Annotated in this window: 11 protein-coding genes; 6 read left to right on the top strand and 5 right to left on the bottom strand. The window is 60.7% G+C overall.

Translation table 11 applies throughout. The annotated features are described in order from the left end of the window. Window positions 1-180: 180 nt before the first annotated feature. Window positions 181-966, bottom strand: a complete 786-nt coding sequence (locus tag ACQK2M_RS07585) for an IclR family transcriptional regulator (protein ID WP_425420001.1) — start codon at window positions 964-966, stop codon at window positions 181-183. A gap of 292 nt (window positions 967-1,258) precedes the next feature. On the opposite strand from ACQK2M_RS07585, the gene ACQK2M_RS07590 reads away from it, so the two are divergent. Continuing rightward, on the top strand, window positions 1,259-2,224 hold the full coding sequence (locus ACQK2M_RS07590) for a 2-dehydro-3-deoxygalactonokinase (protein ID WP_425417282.1): 966 nt from the start codon (window positions 1,259-1,261) through the stop codon (window positions 2,222-2,224). Beyond that, entirely contained in the window at window positions 2,221-2,868 is a 648-nt protein-coding gene (locus ACQK2M_RS07595; protein ID WP_425417283.1) for a 2-dehydro-3-deoxy-6-phosphogalactonate aldolase, read from the top strand. Before ACQK2M_RS07590 ends, ACQK2M_RS07595 begins: the two co-directional genes overlap by 4 nt. A gap of 66 nt (window positions 2,869-2,934) precedes the next feature. Here ACQK2M_RS07595 and ACQK2M_RS07600 read toward each other — a convergent pair whose 3' ends face one another. The 4 genes from ACQK2M_RS07600 to ACQK2M_RS07615 all read right to left on the bottom strand — a co-directional run bounded on the left by ACQK2M_RS07600 (window position 2,935) and on the right by ACQK2M_RS07615 (window position 6,989). Beyond that, window positions 2,935-4,200, bottom strand: a complete 1,266-nt coding sequence (locus ACQK2M_RS07600) for a TRAP transporter large permease (RefSeq protein ID WP_425417284.1) — start codon at window positions 4,198-4,200, stop codon at window positions 2,935-2,937. Next, complete coding sequence (locus tag ACQK2M_RS07605) at window positions 4,197-4,724, bottom strand: TRAP transporter small permease (RefSeq protein ID WP_425417285.1); 528 nt, start codon at window positions 4,722-4,724, stop codon at window positions 4,197-4,199. Before ACQK2M_RS07605 ends, ACQK2M_RS07600 begins: the two co-directional genes overlap by 4 nt. A 183-nt stretch (window positions 4,725-4,907) precedes the next feature. Next, complete coding sequence (locus tag ACQK2M_RS07610) at window positions 4,908-5,948, bottom strand: TRAP transporter substrate-binding protein (protein ID WP_425417286.1); 1,041 nt, start codon at window positions 5,946-5,948, stop codon at window positions 4,908-4,910. 75 nt (window positions 5,949-6,023) lie between these two features. Continuing rightward, a complete protein-coding gene (locus ACQK2M_RS07615; protein ID WP_425417287.1) occupies window positions 6,024-6,989 on the bottom strand; it encodes an SMP-30/gluconolactonase/LRE family protein in 966 nt (321 codons plus the stop codon). Window positions 6,990-7,081: 92 nt separating this feature from the next. Here ACQK2M_RS07615 and ACQK2M_RS07620 point away from each other — a divergent pair, with 92 nt between their 5' ends. The 4 genes from ACQK2M_RS07620 to ACQK2M_RS07635 all read left to right on the top strand — a co-directional run bounded on the left by ACQK2M_RS07620 (window position 7,082) and on the right by ACQK2M_RS07635 (window position 12,008). Further along, a complete protein-coding gene (locus tag ACQK2M_RS07620) occupies window positions 7,082-8,005 on the top strand; it encodes a LysR family transcriptional regulator (RefSeq protein WP_223475912.1) in 924 nt (307 codons plus the stop codon). Window positions 8,006-8,373: 368 nt separating this feature from the next. Then, window positions 8,374-9,393: a substrate-binding domain-containing protein gene (locus ACQK2M_RS07625; RefSeq protein WP_425417288.1), complete on the top strand. Its 1,020-nt coding sequence runs from the start codon at window positions 8,374-8,376 to the stop codon at window positions 9,391-9,393. Window positions 9,394-9,462: 69 nt separating this feature from the next. Next, a complete protein-coding gene (locus ACQK2M_RS07630) occupies window positions 9,463-10,998 on the top strand; it encodes a sugar ABC transporter ATP-binding protein (protein WP_425417289.1) in 1,536 nt (511 codons plus the stop codon). Between the two features lie 23 nt (window positions 10,999-11,021). After that, on the top strand, window positions 11,022-12,008 hold the full coding sequence (locus ACQK2M_RS07635; RefSeq protein WP_425420002.1) for an ABC transporter permease: 987 nt from the start codon (window positions 11,022-11,024) through the stop codon (window positions 12,006-12,008). Window positions 12,009-12,016: the final 8 nt, after the last annotated feature.

Consider the following 12,016-nt stretch of genomic DNA (forward strand, 5'->3'; position numbering starts at 1 on the left):
AGAAAACATGCTTCTGCCGGAACCGGTATTATGTGGAGAATGCGGTCTGCGCAATTGCCTTCGCGTAAGGTCAGTATGCCCCGTGTAAATGCGGTGTGGCCGGGTCCCTTGTGCCTTGGCGAATGCGCAGGCTCGAACCGGGATCGAACAGGAAGGTCAGGCCTTTCGCCTGTTGATGCATCAGCCGCGGGGGCCGAGCTTAAGTCTCATGTCGTCTTCGATTGCGGCCGCTGCGTCTCGCACAGCGCCGGCCCAGCCCTCGAGCTTGTCCCTCCCCACACGGTAGACCGGTGCCGTCACCGAGATGCCGGCATAGAACGCTCGATGGACGGCGCCGACCGGCGCGGCAATGCAGTGAATGCCATCCTCATGTTCCTCGCGGTCGAAGGCGTTGCCGGATGCGCGAATTTTCGCGATTTCGGCCAGGAATGCGTCTGCATCGGGAAGCGTGTTCGCCGTGTAGCGATCGAACACGATGCGTTGGACGCGCTTGTGCAATTCCTCTTCCGGCAGCAGCGAGAAGGCGGCCTTGCCGATTCCGGTACAAAATGCCGGCGACGCATTGCCGATCTGGCTGTGCATGCGCACGGACTGGTGCGATTCCACCTTGTCGAGATAGATCACCTCCATGCCTTGCAACACGCCGAGATGGATCGTTTCGCCGGTTTTTTCGTGCAATGCGCGTAAATGCGGTTCAGCTATTTCGCGAAACTGGTTCCCCGCCCAGGCATTGGAGGCGAATTTCAGCAGGCGTAGCCCAAGTCCGTAGGAATTGTCAGGGTTCACCTGCAGAAGGCCCTCGCCGATCAGGTTGGATATCTGACGGTGCAGGGTGCCGCGCGGCTGATCGATTTCGGCAAGCAGGTCCGTGAAGCGCATCGGCTTTTTTGCGTTCGCGACGACATCCAGCACGGCAATCGCCTTTCCGAGCGTGCCCGTGCTGCCATCTTCCCGCGCCTTGCTCATCGATGCTCCCGTGTCGGCATTGTCGGCGAGCTCGCGCGCAACGCCCTTGACATCTCCAGACACTAGGCAAATTATTCCAAATAATCAAACTAAGTTCTGAATAATGGAACTCAATTGAACATATGGGCTGCATGCGCGGACGGCGAGCGACGCCCCGGGAGGGTGTGATGCTCCCGATATCCGCGAAGTCGGCTTGCCCGCCTTACGAGGGAGGACGCTCAATCATGAAGGTTTCGCTGAAATTCGCGCGCATGGTCACAGCCCGGGTCCTGATCGCCGATGGAGATATCCGGTGACCACTGCCGCCAGTCCATCGCTTGTCGCCGTCGATTGGGGCACGTCGCATTTGCGGGTATGGCTGCTCGACCAGGATGGCCGGGTGCTGGCCGAGCACCGCAGCGACGAGGGCATGGGCGCAACCGCGCGCGAGCAATTCCACGCCGTGCTGGAGCGGCATCTTTCCGAGATGGGAGTTCCCGCAGACATCCCCGTGGTCATGTGCGGCATGGTCGGAGCGCGACAGGGCTGGGTCGAAGCACCCTATCTCGCCGTTCCGGCCGCGCTTGCCGACATCGCCTCCAAAGCTGTGCGTATCCCGGGGATCGCCCGGAACGTCAGCATCATGCCCGGGCTTTCGAAAACGGATTCCGACGCACCGGACGTCATGCGCGGCGAGGAAACACAGCTTCTCGGCCTGAACCGGCTCGCGCCGGTCTCCGGAGACAGGTTCGTCTGCATGCCGGGAACACATTCCAAATGGGCGCAAATACGCGATGGCACGGTGGTGGATTTCGCCAGCTTCATGACCGGTGAGGCCTATGCCGTCCTGTCACGCCATTCGGTTCTGCGTCATTCGATGTCTGCCGAAGGCGTCGATCCCGCATCGCCGGTCTTTCGCGAAGCCGTGCGCGCAAGCCTTGATTCTCCCGCCGATATTCTCGCGCGCCTTTTCTCGATCCGCCCCGCCGGGTTGCTCCTCGATCTCGAAGCGGCGGACGCTTCCGCGCGGCTGTCCGGATACATGATCGGACAGGAGGTCGCCGGCGCGCGTGCCCGTTTCGAACTGCCCGATCATGTGGATCTTGTCGGCGGGGAACCGCTCGGCACACTCTATGCCGAAGCGCTCAAGGTCGCAGGGATCAACTGCGACCGTTACGACAGCGACGCATTGGCAATCGCCGGCCTGACCGGTGCGGGCGCCGCACCACAAAGAACCGGGATCGATGGACACCGCCCGATGGAAGGACAAGACACATGACAGGTCAAGCCGCATGGCCCGGACTGAACCGCGGCCTCGTCGCAATCCTGCGCGGCCTCGAACCCGGCAAGGCGCTCGAAACCGCGCAGGCTCTGGTCGATGCCGGCTTCGAGGCGATCGAGATACCGCTCAATTCGCCGGATCCCTTCCGGTCGATCGAAACGGTTTCCAATGCTTTTGGCGAGCGGGTTCTCGTCGGCGCGGGAACGGTCCTGACCCCCGCCGATGTGGACAGGCTGAACGAGGCTGGTGGACGCCTGCTGGTCGCTCCCAATATCGACGCCGACGTGCTGGCGCGGGCGGGTGAACATGGGATGATCACCATGCCTGGCGTATTCTCGCCAACCGAGGCACTTGCCGCGGTCAGAGCGGGCGCTTCTGCGCTGAAATTCTTTCCGGCAAGCGTGATCGGCGCGTCGGGCATCAAGGCCATTTCCGCAGTGCTCCCGGCGGGCGCAGTGATCGGCGCCGTGGGCGGCGTGTCCGAACTCGACTTCGAAACCTACGCGGCCAATGGCATTCGCCTCTTCGGCCTCGGTTCGTCGATCTTCCGGCCTGGCATGGAGGTGGCCGATGTCGCCGCACGTGCCCGCAAGGCGGTTCAAGCATGGGATGCGGTCTTCACGGGGACGCTGGAAGTCTGAGCAACGCCGACACCCGTCAAACGGGCGCTCGGCGTTTGCTCTATCCGACGCCCGCCCGACACGCGGCTATTTCAACGACACCAGAAAGAGGCTGATCTGCGGGAAGAACAGCAGGATCAATAGCCCCGCGATAATCGTCGCGATGAATGGAATGACACGGCGAGAGACCTCTTCGATCGTCAGGCCTGAAATGCCGCAGGCGACAAAGAGATTGACCCCCAGAGGCGGGGTGAGGAACCCGATTTCGCTGGTAACCACGAGCAGGATGCCGAAATGGATCGGGTCGATGCCGAGTTGCTTGACCAGCGGCAACAGAATTGGCGTCAGAATGATGACCGTCGACAAGGTCTCCATGAACGTGCCCAACACGATCAGGATCGCACATATCATCAGCAACATGAGCGTCGCATTGTCGGTGATCGAAAGCAGGGATGCGGCGATGCGCTGCGGTATCATGTTGAGCGCCAGAAATTCGCCGAAGAAGATCGCCGTACCCATGATGACGACAAGGCCACCGCACACCGTACTGGCTTCCGAAAGCGCGCCCCAGATACCCGAAAAACCGATATTGCGCTTGATCACCGCGCCAACGAACAACGCATAGACCACCGCGACGATAGAAGCCTCCACCGGCGTGAAGATGCCGCCATAGATGCCGCCAAGGACGATGAAGGGCGTGGCGAGCGAGAATTTCGACCGGTAGACCGTGCGCAGGAAAACTTCCATCTCGAAGCGGTGGGCCTTGCCCTTGTAGCCATTGCGACGGCTGAGCAGATAGGTTGTTCCGACCAGCAATGCGCCCATCAGAAGGCCGGGCAGGAGACCGGCGAGAAAGAGATCGCCGATCGAAACGGACGCCAGCACGCCATAGACGATCATCGGATTGCTTGGAGGCAGCAAAATTCCGAGCGTCCCGCCCGAGGACGCGACGGCAGCCGCGAAGTCCTTGGGGTATCCGTCTTCTTTCATCGCCGGTATCAGCAGCGTGCCGATGGCGGCGACTGTCCCCGGACCGGAACCGGATATCGCAGCGAAGAACATGCAGGACAGGATGGTCACGATGGCAAGCCCGCCATAGGCTTCGCCGACGATCGAACGCATCACCTCAATGATGTCGCGGGTGATGCCGGCGCGTGCCATGACGGCGCCGGCCAGCACGAAGTTCGGGATCGCCAGCAGCGGAAAATTGTCGACACCGTCGAACAGGCTGTGGGCGAGCGAGGCAAGCGGGATGGGCGAAGCCAGCAGTTCGTAGAGCGATGGTACGCCCAAGGTCACGAATACCGGCACGCCGATGAAGAGGCAGGCCAGGAATAGCAGGACGAAGGTCATGCCATTGTCCCCTTGTCATTCGCTTCCGCTTGTCCTTCGCCTGCGATCAGCGGCTCACCAAGGCGCCAAAAGCGCCACTGGCGCTCGACAATACGCAGGATCATCAGGGCATGGGCGATCGGGATGATCGTGTAGATGTAGGCGAGCGGCAGAAAGAGCGACGTCGAATAGACCGGGTATTTCAGCGTGCGCTGAATAAGCAGCAGACCGGCGGCCACGACGAAGGCGTTGAACACGATCCAGACAATGTCCGCGAGCAAGAGCAGGTAGCGTTCAGCGCCCGGGATTATCCGGACAAACATCGTCACGCGTATATGCGTGCCGCGCTGGGCGGCGAGGCTGGCCGAGATGTAGACGAACCAGATGAAGGCGAAGCGCGAGATCTCCTCGCTCCACGACAGGCCCACATGCAGGACGTAGCGGAAGAAAATCTGGGCGGCGAGCACGACAACCAGCAGCACGAGACTGGCGTTCGCTACAACAAGTTCAAGCCTGCCAAATGCCGAAAGAATGCGGGGGTTCATCGTCAATGTCCCGAGACGCAGGGTTGGATCGAATAGTGCCCGGGCCGTCTTCGGGGCACGTTGCCGGCGGGCCGGATCGCTGCGGTGTTTTCTTGCGCAGCGACCGGAACCGACCGGTCCTCCCCGCTGGACGCTGCCGGCGGGAAGGCCTCAAGCAATGAACACGGAGCCGGAAGCCGGTCGCTAGTTCAGTTCGCCCGTTTCCTTGTAGTGCAGGGCTTCGTCAACCCATTCCTTGCCGCCGCCCACGAGGCTGTAGAGTGACGGCCAGGCACCGCGCGCCTTTTCGGCCCACACATCGGCGTCCTTGAGTTCACAGAAGGTGACGCCATGTTCCGAGGTCAGCGCCTCGCGCACACGCGCACCATTCTCGGCGACGTATTTTGCATGTGAGATGTCTGTCTCCTCGGCAGACTTGAGGATAATCTGCTGGTCGGCCTCGGAAAGCGAGTTCATGAAGTCGTTGTTGATGACCACGACGGCGGCGAGCGGCAGATAAGTCGCTTCGGTTATGTATTTGATATGCTCGTGGAAACCCATGTTAAGTATGACATCGGTCGGGCTGTCGAAGGAATCGACGACACCCGTCGCGATGGCACCAAATGTTTCGCCCCAGGCGATCGGATAAGTCGATACGCCCCAGGATTCCCACATCGCCGTCATCACCGGGTTCTTCGGCGCGCGGATTTTCAGCCCTTTCAGGTCGTCGATCGTCGAAATACACTTGTCCTTCGCAAACAGGCTGCGGAAGGAATTGGTGAAGCCGCCGACCACGCGCAGGCTGCCGCTTTCGGCGAGCACGCGCTTGTTGAGTTCATCGCGGTAAGGACCGGAGCGCAGAAGACCGCCTTCGCCTGTCAGATCGTCCGGGCTCGAAGCGAGATAGGGCATGACAAGTACGTTGAGGGCGGGCGCGAGCTGCGCGACATTGTTGGAGGTGACGCCACCCATCTGCACGGTGCCGAGCTGTACCTTCTGGGCGATGGCCTGTTCAGTGCCCATCACGCCGCCGTCGAGAACCTCGACCACGATTTCACCGTTTGAGTTTTCCTTCACCTTGTCGGCAAAGGTGTGCGCGTAGACGCCGTAGGTGTGATCGGGCGGGCAGCAATGCGCATATTTGATTGTTACGCGTGGTGCTGCCGCAGCAGCAAGCGTGCCGGCATAGAGCACCGACATCACCATTGTCGCGACAAGACCCGCGACCATAAAAAGCTTTCTCATGATCTCCTCCGTTGATTTGCGGCCCTTGGGACCGGCTTAATGGCGGCGTCCGAAAACGTCACCAAGTCTTCTTCCTCAGTTTCCCCTCCCGCGCGGCACTCCCTTGAATCTGGGCTCTGGGATGCCCTTGGCGTTGAGCCCGTGGATCGCGAACAGGCCACCGGCCTGCGGCTCTCGCGCAAGCTTTTCGCGATCCAGCGAAAAGGTCGCGGATGTCACGTAGAGAACGTTCATGCGCTCGCCGCCGAACGCGCACATGGTCGGACAGGTGACCGGCAAGCCGATGTGCTGCAGCAGGTCGCCTTGCGGCGAGAAGCAGCCGATCGCGCCGCCCTCGAACAAGGCACCCCAGTAATTACCCCGGGCATCCACGGTGGCACCGTCGATACGGCCGCGATAGCTGCCTGTGTCGATGAAAGTGCGGCGGTTCGACAAGGCGCCGGATTGCTGATCGAGATCGTACCGGTAGGAGCGGTCCACGCGGCTGTCGGAGAAATAGAGCGTCGCTCCGTCCAGCGAAAACGCAAGGCCGTTCGAGACAGTGATGCCGCTATCGACCTTTTGCCAGGAAAGGGTCTCTTCAAGGCGATAGAGCGAAGCGTTCGGTTCAGCGAAGTCGCGGTTCATCGAGCCGCACCAGAACCGGCCTTGCCGATCGACTTTGCCATCATTGAGGCGGGTGTCGGCGAGGTCCGGCTCGGGGTCGCCGATCCGTTCGATCCGTGCTTCGTCGCCGGATGCGAGGTCGACCAGTGCGAAACCCGAAGCCAGGCCGGCAACAAAACCGCCATCTTCGCGAAGGCCGATCGAGCCGATAACTTCCGGCAATTGCCAGTGATGCAGATCGCGCCCCGATGCGTCGCAGCACCAGATTCGGCACTGAAGCGAGTCGATCCAGAAAAGGCGTTGTCGGCGTTCGTCCCATATCGGACACTCACCGAGTTCCGCCGGTCCGCGCCAGATGCACTCGATGCGGATGTCACCGGATCCGCGGATCGGATCGGATGCGCTCTCTCCTGACCTGAATGCTCGCTGGTCCATTCGTGGCGTGCCGCCTTCCTCTTCCCGGCACGACGCTAGCAATTCGGCAAAATTCGGAATAATGTATTTTATAGGTATGATAATTACATAAAATGAATATCACGATACGCCAGCTCCAGTATGTCGTGGTCGCCTCACGGAAAAGATCGATCCAGGGCGCGGCCAGCGAGTTGAACATTTCGACCTCCTCGATCCTGATGGCGATCGACAAGTTCGAACAGGAGTTCGGTATCCAGCTTTTCGTACGCCAGCGTGCCAAGGGTCTGGTGACGACGGCAGCGGGCGAGAGCGCGATCGCGCGCACCATTCGCATGCTGGACGAGGCGGAAGCATTCGTTCGCGACCTGAGTGGCGGCGGCCAGGTTCTCTCAGGTGAATTGCGGGTGGGTTCTTTCACCTCGATTTCGCCCAACATAGCGCCGCAGGTGATCCGCGAACTGCGCGCCGCCTTTCCCGAACTGATCGTGCATCTTTCGGAAGGCGACATAATCTCGATCCAGCGCAGCCTGCGGGATGGGGCCGTCGATATTCTCCTGACCTACGACGCGGGTCTGTGGGACGAATTCGATTTCGAGTTCCTGGCCAAGGCGCCGCCACATGTCGTGCTGGCAACCTCCGATCCGCTGGCAGAAAAGGAGCGCATTTCACTGGAAGACCTGTCGGACCGTACCTTGCTGTTGCTCAACCTTCCGCAGTCGCGCAATTACGTGCAGTCGATTTTCGAACATGCCGGCGTTCGGCCCGGGCCGATCCAGCGCCTGGAATCGTTCGAGATGGTGCGGGCCTCGGCCGCGGCGGGGCTGGGGGCGGCGATCCTCAACATCCGGCCTTGTACCGACACCACCTATTGCGGACTGCCCGTCGTCTGCCGCCCGCTGGTGGAGGCCGAGCCCTGTCCCAACATCGTGCTGGCGACGCGTCGGGGAAGCCGGGTCAGCCGACGGGCGCAGGCCTTCGCCTCCATCTGCCGGCAATTCTTTGAATCGGACAATGCCCGCCATCTGTTCGTGAAATGACGCGTCGCGGACCTGCTGCCGACTCGTTATGGCTGCGAAAGCGATTTTCAAATTAAAAAAATTAAATAAATCAGCTATTTATCCTATTCGTGATGGCGTAGGAACGCCGCCGTCGATCATAAGGCATTAGCGGATGAGTGCCTGACTGGAGCGAAACCTGCGAACGGTCCGGCAGGGCGTCCAAATCGCTTATCAGAGCTGTGAAATAAATTTCAGGCAAAGAAAAATATTTCTTGTCGATTGACTCGACTTGCGCGCTCTGCTTTATCCCGTGATGCGATAAATATCGTATCGTGAAATATCTTGCAGGCGTGACTGGAGGATGTCACAGTAGTTGCGTGGGCGAGATTCCACAGTGGAGGAGAAGCATGAGGAATTTTCACAAGGCTGCGGCTGTCGCCGCGGCGACCTTGACGTCTGCCATATTGTTGCCCGCGACGGCGTCGGCGCAGGACGGCTTCAAGTGCGAAGAGGGCGAGACCTACATCATGAACGTGATGGTCTCCGCGCATCCCTACTGGGTGCCTGTCTATCAGGGCTTCAAGCAGGCCGCGGAAGCCATGGGTTGCGAAACCGTCTTCTCGGGCACGCCCGATTACGACATCACCAAGCAGATCGCATCGTTCGAGCAGGACCTGGTCAAGCAGCCGGCCGGCATTCTTCTGCATCCGATGCAGTCCGATCCGTTCATCGAGCCGATCAACCGGGCGATCGACAGCGGCGTTGAAGTCGTGACCTTCGCCGCGGATTCGCCGAAATCGAACCGCACCGCCTACATCACCTCGGACAACGTCGCCGAAGCCAAGTTCGCGGCCGAGGAGATCGTCAAACAGGTCGGTGAAGAAGGCCAATACGCAGTTCTCGAAAACCCCGGCCAGAGCAACCATGACCTGCGTGTGACGGAACTGATTTCCTACATGGAGCAGAACTATCCGGGCATGAAGCTGGTCGGCCGTCAGGCGACCAATCAGGACAGCAACGCGGCCTATCGCGCTACGGCGTCCATTCTGCAGGCCAACCCGGGACTTGACGCGATGTGGATCCCCGAGGCCGGCTCGGCCGAGGGTGCCGTTGCGGCTGTCCTGGAGGCCGAGGCCGACGTGCTGATCATGCATGCCGACGTCACGCCCACGACGCTGGAGCATATCAAGGCCGGCAATATCCACATGGCTTTGAACCCGAACCAGGGCGTCCAGGGCTTCATGGGATTCGTGACAGTCTTCATGGCCGCTCATTCGGACATGTTCGATCCGTTCAACGACTACAAGGTCTCGGGTTACAACCCGATGCAAATTCCGTTCATCGACAACGGCTTTGCAGTGATTACGAAGGAGAACGCGGATTCGTTCGATCTGAACAAGTACATGGAAGGCCGGGATCCGAGCTGATCCCGGTCCGCAATCGCGTTGCCCGCGCCCGCGCGGAGAGCGGGCAACGCATCCACCTGCCACCCCTGCATGACCGATCGCAACGCCATGGAAACCGCACCGATCCTGAAAATCACCGATCTGCGAAAGTCGTTCGGGTCGATCCATGCGCTGAGAGGCGTCGACTTCGAATTGCGCAGGGGAGAGATACACGCGCTCGCCGGCGAGAACGGCGCAGGCAAATCCACGCTGATGAACATCATCGACGGGATCCTGAAACCCGACAGCGGCGAGATACTGTTCGACGGCCAGCCAGTTGAGATTGCTTCGCCGGCAATGGCGCAGAAACTGGGTGTCGGTTTCGTCCACCAGGAAATCGCGTTGTGCCCGGATGTGACGGTCGCCGAGAACATCTTCATGGCCGCGACCAACATGAGCAAACGCTTCCTGATGGACTACGCGGCGCTGGAAAGAAAGGCTGGTGAAATCCTGCGTCAGCTCGGTGACGTGAACCCGGCCGCACTGGTGCGCGATCTGCCGATTTCCCAGCAGCAGCTGGTCGAAATCGCCAAGGCCCTGACCCTCGATTGCCGGGTGCTGATCCTCGATGAGCCGACCGCCGCGCTAACCGATCGCGAGGCGCAAACACTGTTCGCCATCATGCGCAGGCTTGCCGCGCAGGGCATATCCATCATCTACATTTCCCATCGCATGGCTGAAATATTCGACAATTGCGACCGTGTTTCCGTGTTCCGCGACGGACAGTACATCGTCACCCGGAACGTCTCCGAGACAACGCCTTCCGAAATCGTCAACTCGATGGTCGGTCGTGTCCTCGACAATCTTTATCCGGACAAACAGCGCGAGGAAGACAGATCGGAAGAGGTCATCCTCTCGGTGCGCGACCTGACCGAGCGCAGCCTGTTCCGCAACATTTCCTTCGACCTGAAGGCGGGCGAGATCCTCGGTTTTGCCGGGTTGATCGGGGCGGGGCGCAGTGAGATCGCCAAGGGTATCTGCCATCTGGAAGGCGAAACCACCGGCGAAATTCATCTCAACGGTCGCCGTCTCGACCTGAAGGACTATCAGGACAGCATCGCCGAAGGCATCGTCTATCTGTCGGAGGACCGGAAGGGTTCGGGCATCTTTCTCGAGATGTCGATCGCGGCCAACATCTCCGCGATCTCGCTGGACCAGGTCTCGCGCGGCGGGATTATCAACGAGCGCCGCGAAGCCCAGTTTGCCGAGCGCGCGGGCCGCAGCCTGAATCTGAAATACGGCCACACCGCAAACGCTGTCTCCACGTTGTCGGGGGGCAACCAGCAGAAAGTGGCGCTGGCGAAGCTGCTGTCCGTCAATCCGCGCGTGATCTTTCTCGACGAGCCGACGCGTGGCGTCGATGTCGGGGCGAAGGCGGAAATTCACGCGATCTTGCGCCAGCTTGCGCGCGAAGGCGTGGGCGTTCTGGTCATATCCTCGGAGCTGCCCGAACTGATCGGCGTTTGCGACCGGGTGCTGGTCATCAGCGAGGGCGAGATCAGCGGCGATGTGACGGGGGACGCAATGACGGAAGAGAACATCATGCATCTGGCCTCGATATCCCAACCTCGAATGGAGGCGGTCTGATGGCGGAGGGAGCAATGGCGGGAATGCAGGGGCAGGGCGCCGCACCGCGCGAACCGGCCGATTATGTGAAGCGGCTGTTCAAGATGCGCGAGACCGGGCTGATCCTGATCATTCTGGCGCTGTTCATCGCAATGTCGTTTGCCTCGCCCTACTTCCTGACCTGGGTGAACATGCGGGCCATGGCGATGGCCTTCGCGGTCGAGGGTATCGTCGTCGTCGGCATGACGATCCTGCTGATCTCGGGCGGCATCGATCTGTCGGTCGGTTCTGTTACCGCGCTGGCGATGGTGATCGCGGGGCTGTTGTTCCTCAATGGGGTCGATCCCTGGACCGCGTCGGCGATCTCCATCCTGTGCTGCGCCGGCATCGGCGCGTTCATGGGCTTCTTCGTCACGAAGGTCGGCCTCCATCACTTCATCGTTTCGCTGGCGGTGATGGTGATCGCGCGTGGCGCTTGCCTTCTAGGCACGGGCGGCCGACCACTCGGACTCTACACATTGCCGCCGGAGTTCAAGTTCGTCGGGCAAGGAGCCGTTGGCGTGATCCCGATCGTCATCATCATTTTCGTGGTGGTGGTGCTGGCATTCGATTTCATGCTCCGGAAGACCACGGCGTTCCGCAAGGTGTTCTACACCGGCAGCAACGAGAAAGCGGCGGCCTATTCCGGCATTCGAACCAAGCGGGTCATCTTCCTGACGACCACATTGTGCTCAACCCTGTGTGGCGTCGCGGGCATCATCTACATGGCGCGTTTCGGGTCCGCTCAGCCGACATTCGGCATCGGCATGGAGCTGAACGTGATCGCCGCGGCCGTGATCGGCGGAGCCAGCCTGTCGGGCGGATCCGGCACGATCTTCGGGGCTATACTCGGCGCGATCCTGCTCTCGGTCGTTTCAAGTTCGCTCGCCCTGCTCGATGTCTCGGTTTACTGGCAGGACATCATCCGCGGCTCCATTCTTCTCGCCGCGGTGTCGATCGACCACTATCTGAACAAGCGTCGCGGCAGGTAGGCCGGCAA

This window comes from Oricola indica, assembly GCF_965227485.1.
Classification (GTDB): domain Bacteria; phylum Pseudomonadota; class Alphaproteobacteria; order Rhizobiales; family Rhizobiaceae; genus Oricola; species Oricola indica.